At 63.9% G+C, this 16,648-nt stretch carries 13 protein-coding genes; 11 read left to right on the plus strand and 2 right to left on the minus strand.

Features of this window, described 5'->3' with window-relative positions; translation table 11 throughout:
- The first annotated feature begins 150 nt into the window (after positions 1 to 150).
- The 7 genes from CR152_RS20355 to CR152_RS20385 all read left to right on the plus strand — a co-directional run bounded on the left by CR152_RS20355 (position 151) and on the right by CR152_RS20385 (position 9,718).
- The gene (locus CR152_RS20355) at positions 151 to 1,470 is read left to right on the plus strand and encodes an MFS transporter (protein WP_099877766.1); all 1,320 of its coding nucleotides are present in this window, start codon (positions 151 to 153) and stop codon (positions 1,468 to 1,470) included.
- 11 nt (positions 1,471 to 1,481) lie between these two features.
- A complete protein-coding gene (nirB, locus tag CR152_RS20360) occupies positions 1,482 to 4,016 on the plus strand; it encodes a nitrite reductase large subunit NirB (RefSeq protein ID WP_099877769.1) in 2,535 nt (844 codons plus the stop codon).
- Between the two features lie 10 nt (positions 4,017 to 4,026).
- Positions 4,027 to 4,374 carry a nitrite reductase small subunit NirD gene (nirD, locus tag CR152_RS20365; RefSeq protein ID WP_099877771.1) on the plus strand — a complete coding sequence of 116 codons (348 nt, stop codon included), beginning with the start codon at positions 4,027 to 4,029 and terminating at the stop codon, positions 4,372 to 4,374.
- Entirely contained in the window at positions 4,371 to 5,612 is a 1,242-nt protein-coding gene (locus CR152_RS20370; RefSeq protein WP_229413477.1) for an NAD(P)/FAD-dependent oxidoreductase, read from the plus strand. Before nirD ends, CR152_RS20370 begins: the two co-directional genes overlap by 4 nt.
- Positions 5,613 to 5,625: 13 nt before the next feature.
- Positions 5,626 to 8,334 carry a nitrate reductase gene (locus tag CR152_RS20375; protein WP_099877777.1) on the plus strand — a complete coding sequence of 903 codons (2,709 nt, stop codon included), beginning with the start codon at positions 5,626 to 5,628 and terminating at the stop codon, positions 8,332 to 8,334.
- Between the two features lie 74 nt (positions 8,335 to 8,408).
- Entirely contained in the window at positions 8,409 to 9,479 is a 1,071-nt protein-coding gene (locus tag CR152_RS20380; protein WP_099877780.1) for a DUF3667 domain-containing protein, read from the plus strand.
- Positions 9,476 to 9,718, plus strand: coding sequence for a hypothetical protein (locus CR152_RS20385; RefSeq protein ID WP_099877783.1), 243 nt, complete (start codon positions 9,476 to 9,478; stop codon positions 9,716 to 9,718). The genes CR152_RS20380 and CR152_RS20385 overlap by 4 nt, the downstream gene beginning before the upstream one ends.
- A 193-nt stretch (positions 9,719 to 9,911) precedes the next feature.
- On the opposite strand, the gene CR152_RS20390 is transcribed toward CR152_RS20385, so the two are convergent.
- A complete protein-coding gene (locus tag CR152_RS20390) occupies positions 9,912 to 11,222 on the minus strand; it encodes an IS1380 family transposase (protein WP_099875410.1) in 1,311 nt (436 codons plus the stop codon).
- Positions 11,223 to 11,404: 182 nt separating this feature from the next.
- Here CR152_RS20390 and CR152_RS20395 point away from each other — a divergent pair, with 182 nt between their 5' ends.
- Positions 11,405 to 11,689 carry a hypothetical protein gene (locus CR152_RS20395; RefSeq protein ID WP_099877786.1) on the plus strand — a complete coding sequence of 95 codons (285 nt, stop codon included), beginning with the start codon at positions 11,405 to 11,407 and terminating at the stop codon, positions 11,687 to 11,689.
- Between the two features lie 77 nt (positions 11,690 to 11,766).
- On the opposite strand, the gene CR152_RS20400 is transcribed toward CR152_RS20395, so the two are convergent.
- The gene (locus tag CR152_RS20400) at positions 11,767 to 12,111 is read right to left on the minus strand and encodes a zinc ribbon domain-containing protein YjdM (protein ID WP_099877789.1); all 345 of its coding nucleotides are present in this window, start codon (positions 12,109 to 12,111) and stop codon (positions 11,767 to 11,769) included.
- A 201-nt stretch (positions 12,112 to 12,312) separates the two neighbouring features.
- Between CR152_RS20400 and CR152_RS20405 the strand changes: the two genes are divergently transcribed.
- The 3 genes from CR152_RS20405 to CR152_RS20415 all read left to right on the plus strand — a co-directional run bounded on the left by CR152_RS20405 (position 12,313) and on the right by CR152_RS20415 (position 16,609).
- Entirely contained in the window at positions 12,313 to 13,095 is a 783-nt protein-coding gene (locus CR152_RS20405) for a hypothetical protein (protein WP_099877793.1), read from the plus strand.
- A 103-nt stretch (positions 13,096 to 13,198) separates the two neighbouring features.
- Positions 13,199 to 16,213: a putative bifunctional diguanylate cyclase/phosphodiesterase gene (locus CR152_RS20410; protein ID WP_229413478.1), complete on the plus strand. Its 3,015-nt coding sequence runs from the start codon at positions 13,199 to 13,201 to the stop codon at positions 16,211 to 16,213.
- Positions 16,214 to 16,273: 60 nt separating this feature from the next.
- Positions 16,274 to 16,609 carry a hypothetical protein gene (locus CR152_RS20415; RefSeq protein ID WP_099877798.1) on the plus strand — a complete coding sequence of 112 codons (336 nt, stop codon included), beginning with the start codon at positions 16,274 to 16,276 and terminating at the stop codon, positions 16,607 to 16,609.
- The last annotated feature ends 39 nt before the right edge of the window (positions 16,610 to 16,648 follow it).

The raw sequence follows: 16,648 nt of genomic DNA on the forward strand, positions 1-16,648 counted from the left end.
TTGCTAAACAGTACCTATCGGATCAATGGCGATCCCCTGAACAACTTGCGCTGATCTAACGACGGATCGGCAGGACAACGGCGTCCGTCCAACCTGGTTTTTGACAACCGGGTCTGGCCGGACGCCTTTTTGTTTTTAACGGGATAAACAATGGCCACCAAAGCAAACACCATCGAACTCTTTAGTATCAGCACACCGCAGATGCGCGCCTTCCACCTGACCTGGATGGCCTTCTTCGTCTGCTTCTTCGCCTGGTTCGCCTGCGCGCCGCTGATGCCCATCATCAAAGGCGAATTCGGCCTGACCCTCGCGCAGGTCGCCAACATCAACATCGCCGCCGTCGCCATCACGATCCTGGTCCGTCTGATCGTCGGCCCCATGTGCGACCGCTTCGGGCCACGCAAGGCCTACACCGGCCTGCTGCTGCTCGGCGCCATCCCGGTCCTCGGCGTGGCGGCGTCGCAAAGCTATGAAAGCTTCCTGTTTTTCCGCCTCGGCATCGGCGCCGTCGGCGCGAGCTTCGTCATCACCCAGTACCACACCTCCGTCATGTTCGGCCCCAAGGTCGTCGGCACCGCCAACGCGGCCGCAGCCGGCTGGGGCAATGCCGGCGGCGGCGCAGCGCAGGCGCTGATGCCACTGCTGGTCGGCGCACTGCTGATGCTGGGCGTGCGCGAAGCCCTCGGCTGGCGCGTGGCCCTGCTGGTGCCGGGCGTGCTGATGGTCGTCATGGCTGGCTTGTACTGGAAATTCACCCAGGATTGCCCGCAAGGTAATTACGACGACATGCGCGCGGCTGGCATCGCCATCGAAGGCGGCAAGGCGGGGCATGCCCCCGCCGGCGGCTGGGAGAGCTTCAAGGCCGCCAGCGCCAACCACCGCGTGTGGCTGCTGTTCGTCACCTACGGCGCCTGCTTCGGCATCGAGATATTCATCCACAACATCGCCGCCGTCTACTACGTCGACCATTTCAAACTGAGCCTGAAGGAAGCCGGCATGGCCGCCGGCAGCTTCGGTCTGCTGGCGCTGTTCGCCCGTGCCCTCGGCGGCTGGGTATCGGACAAGCTGGCGATGCGCGGCACCATTAACAGCCGCGTCACGCTGCTGTTCGTGCTGATGATCGGCGAAGGCGCCGGCCTGCTGTGGTTCGCCAAGGCCGACGGCGTTGTCTTCGCGGTGATCGCCATGCTGGTGTTCGGCCTGTTCACCCACATGGCTTGCGGCGCCACCTACGCGCTGGTGCCCTTCATCGACAGCAAGGCGCTGGGCGGCGTGGCCGGCATCATCGGCGCCGGCGGCAACGTGGGCGCGGTCGCGGCGGGCTTTCTCATGAAAGGCACCGGCGACATCGCCCAAACCCTCACCATCCTCAGCGGCCTGGTGCTGCTGTCGGCGCTGTGCGCCATCGCGGTCAGGCTCACCGCCGCCGTGGACGACCGTCCGGTCGCCGTCAACAACGCTGTCGCGTAAGGAGAATCAGCATGAAGATCATCGTCATCGGCCACGGCATGGTGGGCCACAAATTCCTCGAGTCGCTCGGCGCCACCGCCGCGCCAGGGTTGGAGGTGACGGTCCTGTGCGAAGAACCGCGCGCCGCCTACGACCGCGTGCACCTGTCGGAATTTTTCTCCGGTAAATCGGCCGACGACCTGTCGCTGGTGCCGGCCGGCTTCTTCGAGGGTGGCAATATGCTGCTCAAGCTGAACGCGAAAGCCGTCGCCGTCGACCGCGCAGCCAAAACCGTCACCGTCGGCAGCGGCGAAGTGCTGGCCTACGACAAACTGGTGTTCGCCACTGGCTCGTACCCGTTCGTGCCGCCGCTGGCCGGCAAGGACCGCAAGGACTGCTTCGTCTACCGCACCATCGAAGATTTGGAGGCGATGCTCGAATGCGGCAAGCGCTCCAAAACCGGCGTGGTGATCGGCGGCGGCCTGCTCGGCCTGGAGTGCGCCAAGGCCCTGCGCGACATGCAGCTGCAGACCCACGTGGTGGAATTCGCGCCGCGCCTGATGGCGGTGCAGGTCGATGATGGCGGCGCGCGCGTGCTGCGCGCAAAAATCGAAGACCTGGGCGTGACCGTCCACACCCAAAAGAACACGCTTGAAATCGTCGACGGCGAAGAGGGCACGCACCGCATGCGCTTTGCCGACGGCAGCCATCTGGACACCGACATGATCGTGTTCTCGGCCGGGATTCGGCCGCGCGACGACCTGGCGCGCCTGTGCGGCCTGACGATCGGCGCGCGCGGCGGCATCGCCATCGACAACAGCTGCCTGACCTCAGACCCGGATGTCTACGCCATCGGCGAGTGCGCGCTGTGGAACGGCCAGCTGTTCGGCCTCGTGGCGCCGGGCTACGACATGGCCCGCGTGGCCGCGCGCCATCTGCTGGGCGAGCAGGCCGCCGCCTTTACCGGCGCCGACATGAGCACCAAGCTCAAACTGATGGGCGTGGACGTTGCCAGCATCGGCGATCCGCACGCGGTCAGTCCGGGCAGCCGCTCCTATCAGTTCACCGACGAACGCAAACAGGTGTACAAGAAGATCGTCGTTTCCGACTGCGGCAAATTCCTGCTCGGCGGCGTGATGGTGGGCGACGCGAGCGAATACGGCACCCTGCTGCAGATGATGTTGAATAAAATCGAGCTGCCCGAGTCGCCGGAATTTCTCATCCTGCCGCAAAGCGACGGCAAGGCGCGCCCGGGCCTGGGCGTGGACGCCTTGCCCGACACGGCCCAGATATGCTCCTGCAACGACGTCTCCAAGGGCGACCTGTGCGCCGCCGTTTGCGGCGGCGCCACCACCATCGGCGCGCTGAAAAGCTGCACCAAGGCCGGTTCCACCTGCGGCGGCTGCGTGGCGCTGGTCACGCAGGTGATGAAGGCGGAAATGAAAAAGCAGGGCATGGCCGTCAACAACCACGTCTGCGAACACTTCCCGTACTCGCGCCAGGAAATCTACCATCTGGTCAAGGTCGGCAAGATCACGTCCTTCGAGGACCTGCTGGCGCAGCACGGCACGGGCCGCGGCTGCGACGTCTGCAAGCCAGTGGCCGCCAACGTACTGGCGTCGACCTGGAACGACTTCGTGCTGAAACCCGAACACGCCAGCCTGCAGGATTCGAACGACTACTTCCTCGGTAACATCCAGAAGGATGGCACCTACTCGGTGGTGCCGCGCATGCCGGGCGGGGAAGTGACGGCCGATGGCCTGATCGCGGTCGGCATGGTGGCCAAAAAATATGGCTTGTACACCAAGATCACCGGCGGCCAGCGGGTCGACCTGTTCGGCGCGCGCGTCGAGCAGCTGCCGCTGATCTGGGAAGAGCTGATTGAAGCCGGTTTCGAGTCGGGCCATGCGTACGGCAAGTCGCTGCGCACCGTCAAATCGTGCGTCGGTTCGACCTGGTGCCGCTACGGCGTGGCCGACAGCGTCGGTTTCGCGATCGAGCTGGAAAACCGCTACAAGGGCTTGCGTACGCCGCACAAAATCAAGTTCGGCGTATCCGGCTGCACCCGCGAATGCGCCGAAGCGCAGGGCAAGGACGTGGGCCTGATCGCCACCGAAAAAGGCTGGAACCTTTACGTGTGCGGGAACGGCGGCATGAAGCCGCGCCACGCGGAACTGATTGCCTCGGACCTGGATCAGGAAACCGTGGTGCGCTACATCGACCGCTTTTTGATGTTTTATGTACGTACGGCCGACCGCCTGCAGCGCACCAGCGTCTGGCGCGACAACCTCGAAGGCGGCCTCGATTACCTGAAATCGGTCGTCATCGACGACAAGCTGCACCTGGCCGCCGAACTGGAAGCGGACATGCAGCACGTGGTCGACACCTACGCCTGCGAGTGGAAGAACGCCGTGAACGATCCGGCCACGCGCCAGCGCTTCCGCCATTTCGTCAACAGCGACCAGGCCGACCAGAACGTGGTCTTCATGCCCGAGCGCGGCCAGATTCGTCCGGCCACGATCGAAGAACGCAAGCGCGTCATTCCACTCATCGTCAAAACCGCCTAAGGAGAAGCTCATGCACCGCGATATCGAACTGACCAACTGGACTGCCGTCTGCTCGCTCGACGAGATCGTCCCCAACACCGGCGTGTGCGCGCTCCTGAAAGGCGAGCAGGTCGCCGTATTCCACGTGCTTGACAGCGAAGAGCGCGTGTTCGCGATCGGGAACTACGATCCGAACAGCGGCGTCTCGGTACTCTCGCGCGGGCTGGTGGGCAGCCTGGGCGACCGCATCGTGGTGGCGTCGCCCATCTACAAACAGCACTTCGACCTGTTCACCGGCGAATGCCTGGAAGCGCCGGAACACTCGGTGCCCAGCTACCGCGCGCGGGTCGAGGACGGCAAGGTATGGGTCTGCGCATGACAAAGGTCACGACAGCGCCCGTCGCCAGGCAATCGCTGGTCGTTATCGGCAATGGCATGGCCGGCATGCGCACGGTCGAGGAAATGCTCAAGCTGGCGCCGGAGCTGTACGACATCACGGTGTTCGGCGCCGAGCCGCATGGTAATTACAACCGCATCCTGCTTTCCCCGCTTCTGGCCGGCGAAAAGAACATCGACGACATCATGCTGCACACGCGCGAATGGTATGCCGCCAACGGCATCACCCTGCATGCGGGCGATCCGGTGGTGCATATCGACCGCCGCAAGCGCATGGTGCGTTCGCAATCGGGCCGCGAGGTCTGGTACGACCGGCTGCTGCTGGCCACCGGCTCGAAGCCGTTCATCGTGCCGGTGCCCGGCCACAAACTGGCGGGTGTGATCGGCTTTCGCGACATCCAGGATGTCGATACGATGCTCGAAGCGGCCCGCAGCGGCGGCCATGCGGTCGTCATCGGCGGCGGCCTGCTCGGACTGGAGGCGGCCAACGGCCTGCTGCGGCGCGGGATGCAGGTCACCGTGGTGCACGTGATGGACAGCCTGATGAACCAGCAGCTCGACAAGCCGGCCGCGCTGCTGCTCAAGTCCGCGCTGGAACTGAAAGGCCTGCGCTTCCTGCTTGAAGCGCACACCAGCGAGATCGTGGGCGACCTTCGCGTCAAGGCAGTGCGCTTCAAGGATGGCAACGAAATCCCCGCCGATCTGGTGGTGATGGCCGCCGGCGTGCGCCCGAATATCGAACTGGCCAAATCGGCCGGCCTGCACTGTGAGCGCGCCATTGTCGTCGATGACACCTTGCAGACGTACGATCCGCGCGTCTATGCCGTGGGCGAATGCGTGCAGCACCGCAGCGCCACGTTTGGCCTGGTGGCCCCGATCTGGGACCAGGCCAAGGTGTGCGGCGCGCACCTGGCGCGCAACGGCCACCGCCGCTACGTGCAGCAGGCCACACCCACCAAGCTGAAAGTGACCGGCGTCGACCTGTATTCGGTGGGCGATTTTATCGGCGGCGAGGGCAGCGAAGACCTGGTGCTGCGCGATCCGCGCCGCGGCATCTACAAACGCTTGGTGCTGGCCGGGAACCGCATCGCCGGTGCGGTCCTGTACGGCGACGTGCAGGATGGACCGTGGTACTTTGGTCTGATCCAGAACCGCACCGACATATCGGCCATGCGCAGTCGCCTGCTGTTCGGCGAAGCCTTGTGCGCCCAAGCCGCCTGACACGGAGCCTGAATTGAACCTTTCACCTATACCACTCGCGGTGCGCAGCACCTGTCCTTATTGCGGCGTGGGCTGCGGCGTGACTGCCACGCCCTTGCCCGACGGCGCCATCGCCATCGCGGGCGACGCCAGCCATCCGGCCAACCGGGGCCGCCTGTGCGTGAAGGGGGCGGCGCTGGGCGAAACCATCGGTCTTGAAGGCCGCCTGCTGCATCCGGCTGTGCGCGAAGACGGCGTGCTGCGCCAGGCATCGTGGGACGAAGCGCTGGAGCGCGTCGCCGGCGGCCTGCGCGCCATCATCGACGAACACGGACCCGATGCGGTGGCGCTGTACGTGTCCGGTCAGCTGCTGACCGAAGACTACTACGTGGCCAACAAGCTGATGAAAGGGTATATCGGCAGCGCCAACATCGACACCAATTCGCGCCTGTGCATGTCGTCGGCCGTGGCGGGCCACAAGCGGGCCTTCGGAGCCGACCTGGTGCCGGGCTGCTACGAAGACTTCGACCTGGCCGACATGGTGGTGCTGGTCGGCTCGAACACGGCATGGTGTCATCCGATCCTGTTTCAGCGCATCGCGCGTCTCAAGGAAGCGCGCCCGGAAGTGCGGATCGTCGTTATCGATCCGCGCCGCACCGCCACCTGCGAGCTGGCCGACCTGCACCTGCCGGTCAAACCCGGCACCGATGTGTGGCTGTTCAACGGCTTGCTCAGCTATCTGGCGCGCACCGGCGTGCAGGACGCCGCCTTTATCGAGGCCCACACCAACGGCCTGCAACAGGCGCTCGATGCGGCGCAGGTCGATTGCGCCGATCCACTGGCGGTGGCGCGCCACTGCCGCATCGATCCCGACGACCTGATGGCCTTTTATGGCGGCTTCGCGGCGACCACGAAAGTCATCACGGCATTCTCGCAAGGCGTGAACCAGTCGTCGGCGGGCACCGATAAAGTCAACAGCATCATCAACTGCCACCTGCTCACGGGCCGCATCGGCCAGCCGGGCATGGGGCCGTTTTCGATCACCGGCCAGCCGAATGCGATGGGCGGGCGCGAAGTGGGCGGCCTGGCCAACATGCTGGCCGCGCACATGGACCTGGACAATCCGCAGCACCGCGACACGGTGCAAACCTTCTGGTCGTCGCCGCGCATCGCGGCCAAGGGCGGCCTCAAGGCGGTCGACCTGTTCAAGGCGATCGAAGCGGGCACCGTCAAGGCGGTGTGGGTCATCGCCACCAATCCGATGGTGAGCATGCCGGACGCGAACCAGGTGCAGCGCGCGCTGGAAAAATGCGAGCTGGTGGTGGTGTCCGACATTATCGCCAGCACCGACACGAATGCCTTTGCCGACGTGCTGCTGCCGGCACTGGGCTGGGGCGAGAAAGATGGCACGGTCACCAATTCGGAGCGCCTGATTTCGCGCCAGCGCGCGTTCCTGCCGGCGCCGGGCGAAGCGCGTGCCGACTGGCGCATCCTGGCGGACGTGGCGCGGCGGCTGGGCTTCGACGGTTTCGATTTCGCCAGCGCCCACGAGGTATTCGACGAACATGCGCGCCTGACCGTGTTCCGCAACGAAGGCGCGCAGCGGCGCGTGTTCAATCTGTCCGGCCTGTGCGGCCTGCAGGCGCCGGAATACGACAAGCTCGAATCGGTGCAGTGGCCGGTGCGGCGCGGCGCCGAGGGCGCCCTGGAAGGCAGTGCGCGCCTGTTCGCGGACCGCCGCTTTGCGCACGCCGACGGCAAGGCGCGCTTCATCGCCACGGCGCCGCGCGCACCGGCCAACCCGGTCGATCCCGAGTATCCGCTGGTGCTCAATACGGGGCGCGTGCGCGACCAGTGGCACACCATGAGCCGCACCGGCCGCGCCCCGCGCCTGGCCGATCACACGGCCGAAGCTTTCATCGACATGCATCCGCAAGACGCGCTGCTGTACGGCGTGCGCGAAGGAGAGCTGGCGCGCGTATCGAGCCAATGGGGCGCCATGGTGGCGCGCGTGCAGCACGGCGGCGGCATCGCGCGCGGGTCGGTGTTCGTGCCGATTCACTGGAACGGCCAGACGGCGTCCGACGCGCGCGTTGGCACCGTGGTCAATCCGGTGGTCGATCCGGTGTCGGGCGAGCCGGAATTCAAGCACACGCCGGTGCAGGTGGAGCGCTTCGGGGTGGCGTGGCATGCGTTTGTCCTCAGCCGCAGCGAACTGGCGCTCGATCAGGTCGCGCACTGGACGCGGGTGCAGGGACGCGGCTTTGCGCGCTACGAGATGGCGGGGCGCGGCCAGTTGCGCGACCGTGCCGCATGGGCCCGTGCGCTGCTCGGCGTCACCGATGACGCAGACTGGCTCGACTACGAGGACGCCAGCGATGGGGTGTACCGCGCCGTGCACGTGGTGGGAGAGCGCATCGAACAGTGCATCTTCCTGTCGCCGCGTACCGACCTGCCGGCGCGCGCCTGGCTGGCCAGCCTGTTCGCCAGCGAGTCCCTGACGCAGCTCGACCGCGCCGGCCTGCTGGCCGGGCAGGCGCTGGGCATGCGCGCCGACACCGGGCCGACCGTCTGTTCCTGCTTCGGGGTGGGCCGCAACACAATTTGCGATGCCATCGTCACTCACGACCTGAAGACGGTGCCGGAAGTGACGGCCTGCCTGAAAGCCGGCGGCAACTGCGGTTCCTGTGTGCCGGAAATCAAAGTGTTGCTAATACAGACCCGGGCACGCGAAGCTGCCTGAAATTGTTGTCCGACGCTATGATGAGAATGATATTATTGCCCGCATAAAACAATCTTATCTGCGGGAACACAACGATGGCGATGGAACTGGAAGCGGCGGGGGGATTGGCCGCAGCGCCGTTGGTGGCGCGCGAGGTCGATGGCGTGCACATGCCCGCGCACGGTGCTCACGAACACGCGACGAGCTGCGCCAATTGCAACGCGACGTTGGCGGGCGCGTTTTGCCATCAGTGCGGGCAGCACGCGCACGTTCACAAGTCGCTGCTGCACCTGGGTGAAGAGGTGCTGCACGGCATCCTGCATTTCGACGCCAAGGGCTGGCGCACCCTTCCGATGCTGGTCGCCCGGCCGGGCCAGCTCACGCGGCGCTACATCGATGGCCAGCGCACCCGGTTTGTGTCGCCGCTGGCCTTGTTCCTTTTCCTCGTGTTTTTTCTGTTCTTCGTTGCGTCGCTGACAGGTGGCAAGTCGGGTGTGAACCGGTCCGGCTCGCCGGAAGCGACCGCACAAACGCGCGCCGGGTTGGTGCGCGATGTGGAGACATCGCAGGTGACGCTGCGTACTGCAGAGGCCAACCGGCCGGACAAGGAGGCGCTGGCGGAAGCCAAGGCCGAGCTGTTTGTTGCCGAGAATGTGCTGAAGGAATTCGATAAAACCGGCGTCATCGCCAGTAAAGGCGGCATTACGCTCGGGTCGAACAAGTTGTCGGTGGAAACCGGCTGGCCGGCGGTCAATGCCGCCGTCAAGCATGCGGCCGACAATCCCGAATTGACTTTGTATAAACTCAAGAGCAGCGGCGCCAAGTTTTCCTTCTTGCTGGTGCCGATCTCGCTGCCCTTCCTGTGGCTGCTGTTTTTCTGGCGGCGCGGCGTGACAATGTATGACCACGCGGTATTTTCCCTGTACTCACTGTCGTTCATGTCGCTCATGTTCGCGCTGGTGTTCGCGATCGGCCATGCCGGCTTCGGCACGCTGGCCGGGGCGGTGGTGGTGTGCCTGCCGCCGGTGCATATGTTTCTGCAACTGCGCGGCGCCTATGCGCTCAGCCGCGGCGAAGCTTTCTGGCGCACCCTGGCGCTGTTGTGCATCGCGGGCGTGGTATTCCTGCTGTATATCGGCTTGATCCTGATGCTGAGCGTCGCATGAACAAGGTCGCCATCATGGAATGGTCCGGTTATCTGATCAGTATCGCCGGCCTGCTCATCGTGCTGATGACGTTCGACCGTCCTGGATGGATGTGGCAAGCGGGCGGCGCGGTGCTGATAACGAGCGGCATCCTGTTGATTTACCGCTGCAATCGCCGCCGACGTAGCGACTGCGGATATTATGATTGCCTCGGCTACCGCATCGATGACGATATCGCCGATGTCATGAACGGGGATTAACAGCGGTGCATTTCGAGCTCTAACCCGGATATTTCATGAGTCTGCCAATCTGAGGGCCGGGGTGCGCCGAACATGGCTGCGGCATGTTGATTGCTCGCTTCCTGGTGTCGGTTCTGCCGCGCGGCCTGATTGCAGACGTAACTCCCCCTACCCCCGTTGCTTTATAGCGTGCCGGGGACAGCACTTGGCGGGCTTATGGTGCCAGCGCGCGGGCGGCAGTGAGGAAGACGTGCTTGAGTGGATGTTGGGATGCGAGCATGACGCGCACGCGCCGCGTGTTGCGCACGACGGCCGCGCCGATCTTGAGCAGTTTGATGCGGATCGTCGCCGTGCAGGCGCGTGCCAGTTCCGTGCCAACCAAAGCCAGGCGGCGCAAATTGATCATCAGGGTATAGGCGAACGCTGCCAGTAGCAGCCGCAGTTGGTTGGCCTGGAATTTATGGCAGCTCGCACGGCGTCCGAACAAATCGAGCTGCGCCTCCTTGATACGGTTCTCTGCTTCGCCACGGGCGCAATACACGCGTTCGTACAGTGCCTTGGGACCCCCAGTCAGGTTGGTGACGATGAAACGCGGGTTGGCGCCGCGCGCATCGTGTTCCAGCCGCGCGATGACGCGCCGTTGCCGATCCCACGTCCCCGCCGCATAAGTGAATTCTCCAATCATGCGCTGCTTGGAACCGGCCTTCTGATACATCTCGGCCAGTGCCAGTTCGGCCAACTCTACTCGTTGCAGCAACGCTGAGTTCTTTTGCAAGCCGACGATATAGTGCAGCCCCCATTTCTCGAAGCGGCGCAGAGCTTGATGACGGCAGAACCCGGAATCGCCGCGCACGATGATGCGGATGCGTGGCCAAGCCTGGCGCAAGCGCCGGGAGATCAATTTGATTAATGCGCTGAGGATACCGGCCGGATCGCGGCTGCTGGGCCGCAAGACGCAGGCGAGGATATCCTGGCCACAGAAGACGTACAGCGGCAAGTAACAGTAATTGTCGTAGTAGCGGTGGAAGTGGGACTTCTCTTGCTCTCCATGCAGCGGCATGTGGGTGGCATCGATGTCGAGCACCAGTTCCTTGGGCCGCTTAGCTTTGCTGGCGATGAACTGATCGAGCAGAACGCCATGCAGGGCGGCCGCCTGCGCGCGCGTGGAGGACGTTTCAAGCCGGCTCAGCGTCGGCGCCGAGGCCAAGTCATCGGCCCGGCCCACTGCCGTTTGCATGGCCAAGTCGCGGCGCAGCACATTGTGGTCACAGACGTCCTCCCAGCCACAGCACAGGCCGTACACGCGCTGCGCGAGCAAGTCGCGCATGCTGTGCGAAACGCTGGCACGACGGCGTCGATCCTCGAATACGCGCGCAATCGCTTTGCTTAAGCCGATGCGCTGATCCACTTGGCGCAGCAGCAGAACCCCGCCGTCGCTGACGATGTCGCCGCCGTCGAATGACGCCTCAACGACGCGCCGTCCAACCCTCCCCAACTTGATCGGTTCATTGGTACAATTTGGCATCGGCGGTCCCCGGTTGTGATTGGCGTCAGATACCAGTAACAACGCGCTTCGGCACGGGATCGCCGACCTCTACTCACGAAATATCCGGGCTAAGCCCGCTTTTGCCAAGTTTTTCTTTTTGCTGGCGCTGATCTCGCTGCCCCGTTCCTGCTACTGTTTTTCTGAAAGCGCGACGTGACAATGTGGGCGAGGTGTTCCTGCCGTATATCTTTGTTTTGAATGATGAGCGCCGCATGAGTAAAGATGATTTTCTGGGCTGGACCGGGCTCCTGAGCGTTATCGCAGGCCTGATGATGTTGCTGATGACCTTCGACCGGCCGGGGTGGGAGTGGCAAGCTGGCGGTGCGCTGCTGGTTCTGATCGGCATCTTGCTGATCTGGTACGGAAGGCGGCGCCGCAGCGACGAATATGGCGATGATCGCGATCTCGCCGGTCTCGATGATGTCAGCAACCTCGACGGCGACTAGACAATCCCCGATGCCGCCATGTCCGCCAACCTGACAGGGCGGCGGTTTGACATTGCTTCGTCTGGCGCTTGCCGGCACTATACTTTCTTGACGAACTCCGACTTCAGGCTCATGGCGCCGAAACCGTCGATCTTGCAGTCGATGTCGTGGTCGCTGTCGACCAGGCGGATATTCTTGACCTTGGTGCCCATCTTGACGGTGCCGCCTGATCCCTTGAGCTTCAAATCCTTGATCACGGTGACCGTGTCGCCGTCCTGCAACACATTTCCCGCCGCATCCCGATAAACCTTGGGGCCGTCATCGGCCGCCGTTGCACCTTCCTGAGCGCTCCATTCGTGGGCACACTCCGGGCACACCAGATTGCTGCCATCTTCGTAAGTAAATTCTGAATTGCATTTAGGGCAGGGTGGAAGTGCGCTCATAGGAAACGTCCTGTTTTGGCTTGAAAGGGCCAGAGTATACAGGGCGTCGGGCTTGAACGACCAGTTGCATGTTGATTTGAGGCAATGCTTCTCGTAAACAGTGATGTAAAGATGGCTCTTCTTCCAGCTTTGAATCCGATGATAACTCTGATAATTGCCTTAGAGAATCAATCGATTCCCACAAGAATGAGGAGCACGACCATGGCCAATATCGTTTTCAACAATACCCGTCAGCCGGCAGCCAATCCAGTCTTCAGCCGCGCCGGGGTAGGTGCCCCGGTCGCCATCGAATTGCTGCCCTTTACCGTGCGGCCGGTACGCACCGAGGCCGACCTGCGCAAGGCCGTGGCCGTGCGTCACGCTGCCTACGCCCGCCACCTGCCGGATTTCGCGCGCTCGCTGGAACAGCCCGAAGCGGCCGACTACGATGGCGACACCGTGATCCTGCTGGCCGAATCGAAGGCCGATGGCAGCGCGCTCGGCAGCACGCGCATCCAGACCAACTTTCGCCAGCCGCTGCATCTGGAAACGTCCGTCGATCTGCCGCTGTGGCTGGCCACCCAGCGCCTGGCCGAGGTGACCCGGCTCGGCATCGTGGAAGGACGCATCGGACGCCAGGTCAAGCTGGCCCTGATCAAGGCGTGCTTCGAGCATTGCGAACAGAGCGGGGTGGACACGGCCGTGGTCAGCGGCCGCGCGCCGGTCGACCGCCAGTACGAGCAACTGCTGTTCACCGATGTGTTTGCCAGCCGCGACCCAGTGACCCTGCGCCATGTGGGCAACCTGCCGCATCGCATCATGTACTTCGACATCGCCAGCGGCCAGGAACGCTGGGAAGCGGCGCGCCATCCCTTGCTCGATTTCTTTTGCAACACGCGCCATCCGGATATCGATCTCGGCCGCCAGGCGCCTGCTGCTTGGAAACATGGCTTGCCGCGCGGTCAGCAGGCGTCGGGCGCTGTTGTTGTTGGGCTCGCCGCGTAGGAAATCAAGCGGGACGGCGTGACAGTTACGATGTATGCTTTGACATGATTGCCGCCTAACAGCAACGAATGGCGGCGCCCAGTTGTGTAGCCGGATGCCGCTCATGTCAACGTCGACTTTTTCGTCCCGCATGCTGCCCGACAGCGTTCAGCACGCTCTCGAAGCGTTGTTACGCCTGCTCTCCTTTTATCTCGTTCCGCTGGGCATTGCGCTGCTCTCGATCGTGGCGCTCGCGTTCTGGAGCAACCAATACCGGGCAACCGCCGGCCAGCCGCTGGCGTTCCAGGTCATGTCGCACGACGGGAGTGAGGTCACGCCCGCACAGATGCGCACGCAACTGGCCGGACTGCCGGAAGTTGTCTACCGCGAAACGCGCATGTCGCCCGATCCGCTCTGGTTCAGCATGGCGCCCGCTGCGCAGGCCGGTACCGTGATCGAATTTCCTTCGCGTCATATGGTCGAGATTGCTTGTTGGGACAGCGACACTTTGCTCCCGCTGGGAAGTTCCACCCGCGCTGTCTCGACAGGTGCGATGGCGCCGCTGATGGCGGGGTTTGCGCTGACCCTGGCGCCGCCGCCCGCGCAAGGACAGGCACTTCCACAGACACAGCCGGGGCCATCGCAGGCGGACGTGCCGGCGCGCCTGCTGTGCCGCAGCGTGCTCATCGGCCCGGCACGCCTGTCGGCCACGCAATGGCAGGCTGGCGAACTCGCCGTGGCGGTGCAGCAGTACCACCGCAAGTCCGGCCTGCTCGACGGCGGCATGATCGTACTGACCTTGTTCGTGCTGACCACGGCCCTGATCAACCGCCAGGCCCTGTACGTGCTGCTGGCCGGCTGGCTGATCCTGAACCTGCGCATGGGGGCGCTCTCGGCCGGCTGGGATATCCAGTGGCTGGGCCAGATCGTGCCGGAGCGCTGGCTGCTGCCGTCGCGGGCGCTGACGATTGCCCTGTATGCAGTCTCGACCCTGACCTTGTACCAGACCCTGTTCCGCGAACGTCTGGCGGCCACGCGCTACCGTGCGCCGCTGCGTTTCGCCGAATGGTGCTGCCTGCCGCTGCTGGCGCTATCGGTGCTCTTGCCGTACCACATATTCCTGCCGGTGATGTGGGGCTTTGTTGCCTACGGACTGGTGTTGATGACGCTCGGGCTGGCCAGCCTGATGTCGCAATCGCCATCGCAGTCCCGGTCGCACACGCGGGTGGCGTTCTGGTTCGCCGCGTCGTTCGCGGTCACGATGATGGCCGGGCTGGTGGAAGTCATCGCGGCCGCGCTCGGTATTCGCGACCTGGCCGGCATGGTCAACAGTGTCACGGCCGCGCTCGCATCCAGCCTGCTGGCGGCGCTGGCGGTGGCCGAACAGATGCGCCAGGAAACCGAGCAGCGCATCGCGGCGCAGGCCGAACTGCAGCACGCCTATGAGGCGATGCCGGTCGGACTGTTCACCCTGGACCTGGAGGGGAAGTTTCTCAGCGCCAACCCGGCCTTGCAGCGGATGGTCGGCGCGGACGGCCCCGTCACTGGCGGCATGAATTTCCAGCATTTTTTCGCCGATGGCGTCTGGGGCACCTTGTTCGCACTGGTGCAGGATCAGGCCGATGCCGAACTGCGCATCGAAAACCGCGACGGCTCGCATTGCTTCGTGGTCCGCGCGACCCTGGCGCGCGGCAAGATCGAAGGCGTGTTGCAGGATACGACCGAGCAGCACAAGGCCACCGAGCAATTGCGCTTCATGGCCAATAACGATGCGCTGACCAAGGTCTTCAACCGGCGCGGCATCGAGCGCGTGTTCGAGAAAGCGTCGATGAAACCGCTGACCTTGGCCTATCTCGACCTGGACCGTTTCAAGCTGATCAACGACCTGTTCGGCCACAGTGCCGGCGATGAAGTCCTCAAGCAAGTGTGCGAACGGATTGGCGCCGTACTCAGCGGGGAACAGCAGATCGGCCGCGTGGGCGGCGACGAATTCGTGATCATCATGCCGGAAACGTCGATCCGGGTGGCGGCGCTGATTTGCCGCTGCCTGGTCGGGCGCATCGGCAACACCCCATACCGCGTCGGCGACAAGGCGTTCCACGTGCGCGGCTCGATCGGGCTGATCGAAGTGCAGCCCGGCATGCAGATGAAGGATGCCGTGTCGACCGCCGACCGCGCCTGCCGCGAAGCCAAGACCGGGCACCGCGATGGGCTGGTCGTGTACGAGCGCGATTCCACCGCCTTTAACGAACGCACGGCCGAGCTGGACCTGGTCGAGCGCCTCTCGGCCAACGATGTGACGGCCTGCATGGTGCTCGAAATGCAGCCGATCATGTCGCTGAAAATGCCGTACGACTCGATGAACTTCGAGGTCTTGCTGCGCATGCGCGAAGCGGACGGCAGCCTGCTGGCCGCCGGGCCGATCATCGCAGCGGCCGAAAAGAGCGGGCGCATGGGCGTGATCGACCGCTGGGTGCTCTCGACCACGCTGAGCTGGATCGAGCGCCACGCCGACATGCTGGTCAATACCCAGTTCGTGTGCATGAACCTGTCCGGCGCCTCGCTTAACGACGAACGCTTCATCCAGGACACCATCGACATTCTGCGCCGTCACCGCGACGCGGCCAGCCGGCTGTGCATGGAGATCACCGAAAGCGTCGCCTTGCACGACCTGAACAACACGCGACGCTTCATCGACCAGGTGCGCAACTTCGGCGTCAAGGTGGCGCTCGACGATTTCGGCGCGGGCTATACTTCCTTCTCTTACCTCAAGGAATTGCCGGCGGACATACTCAAGATCGACGGCAATTTTATCGTCAACATGAATGCGCATCCGGCCGACGTGGCTATTGTCGAAGCCATCGTGAAGCTGGCGGTTAACCTGGGCATGAAGACGATTGCCGAATGGGCCGAGGACGGCGCCACCGTGCAAACGCTGGCCGATATCGGGGTGGATTATGTGCAAGGGTTTGTGATTGCGTCGTCGATGGCGCCCGATATTCTGCTGACGGTCTCGTCGGCCGCCGGCTTTATCGTTGACGAGGAACTCAATCTGCTGGTTGGCTCGCTGGGCGGCGCCGCCAGCGTGCCGGGGCCGGTGGCGGCGAGGGCTGAAGCGCCGGTGGCGGGCCTGCACTGAACTGTTCGGCCCCGCGCCGGTCGAATTCTTCCGATGAACAGCCAAGCGAAGGGGAGCGGAATGATCAATCATGCGGTATTGGGAGTGTTTGATGAGTTCGAGAAGGCGGAGCAGGCACGCGCTGCCTTGCTCGCCGACGGCTTCGGTTCGGATGCACTTGAGCTCAAGGTGCATAACGACGAAGCGGGGCCGGTTGAAGGCAATTTTTTGGTGGGAAATACGGCGATCGAAAGCGAGGAGCATGTCTACGAGCGCAACTATGCAACGCCCGTGCAACGTGGGCAATGCATGCTGATGGTCGCCGCCGCCGACCCCGCAACAGCGGCGCGCGCATCGGCCATCCTGGCCGGGTTTGGCGCGCGCGATCCTGATCAATTGTCGGGTGCGCAGCGTTAAACGATCAAGGCTGGTTTTTCCCGGGAATGGCGCTGCATT

The organism is Massilia violaceinigra, from assembly GCF_002752675.1.
Classification (GTDB): domain Bacteria; phylum Pseudomonadota; class Gammaproteobacteria; order Burkholderiales; family Burkholderiaceae_D; genus Telluria_A; species Telluria_A violaceinigra.

Bases quoted from the DNA above. Each gene is read 5' to 3' on its own strand.
- CR152_RS20355 (WP_099877766.1), top strand. From the start codon at position 151: ATGGCCACCAAAGCAAACACCATCGAACTCTTTAGTATCAGCACACCG.
- nirB (WP_099877769.1), top strand. From the start codon at position 1,482: ATGAAGATCATCGTCATCGGCCACGGCATGGTGGGCCACAAATTCCTC.
- nirD (WP_099877771.1), top strand. From the start codon at position 4,027: ATGCACCGCGATATCGAACTGACCAACTGGACTGCCGTCTGCTCGCTC.
- CR152_RS20370 (WP_229413477.1), top strand. From the start codon at position 4,371: ATGACAAAGGTCACGACAGCGCCCGTCGCCAGGCAATCGCTGGTCGTT.
- CR152_RS20380 (WP_099877780.1), top strand. From the start codon at position 8,409: ATGGCGATGGAACTGGAAGCGGCGGGGGGATTGGCCGCAGCGCCGTTG.
- CR152_RS20385 (WP_099877783.1), top strand. From the start codon at position 9,476: ATGAACAAGGTCGCCATCATGGAATGGTCCGGTTATCTGATCAGTATC.
- CR152_RS20390 (WP_099875410.1), bottom strand. From the start codon at position 11,222: ATGCCAAATTGTACCAATGAACCGATCAAGTTGGGGAGGGTTGGACGG.
- CR152_RS20400 (WP_099877789.1), bottom strand. From the start codon at position 12,111: ATGAGCGCACTTCCACCCTGCCCTAAATGCAATTCAGAATTTACTTAC.
- CR152_RS20405 (WP_099877793.1), top strand. From the start codon at position 12,313: ATGGCCAATATCGTTTTCAACAATACCCGTCAGCCGGCAGCCAATCCA.
- CR152_RS20410 (WP_229413478.1), top strand. From the start codon at position 13,199: ATGTCAACGTCGACTTTTTCGTCCCGCATGCTGCCCGACAGCGTTCAG.
- CR152_RS20415 (WP_099877798.1), top strand. From the start codon at position 16,274: ATGATCAATCATGCGGTATTGGGAGTGTTTGATGAGTTCGAGAAGGCG.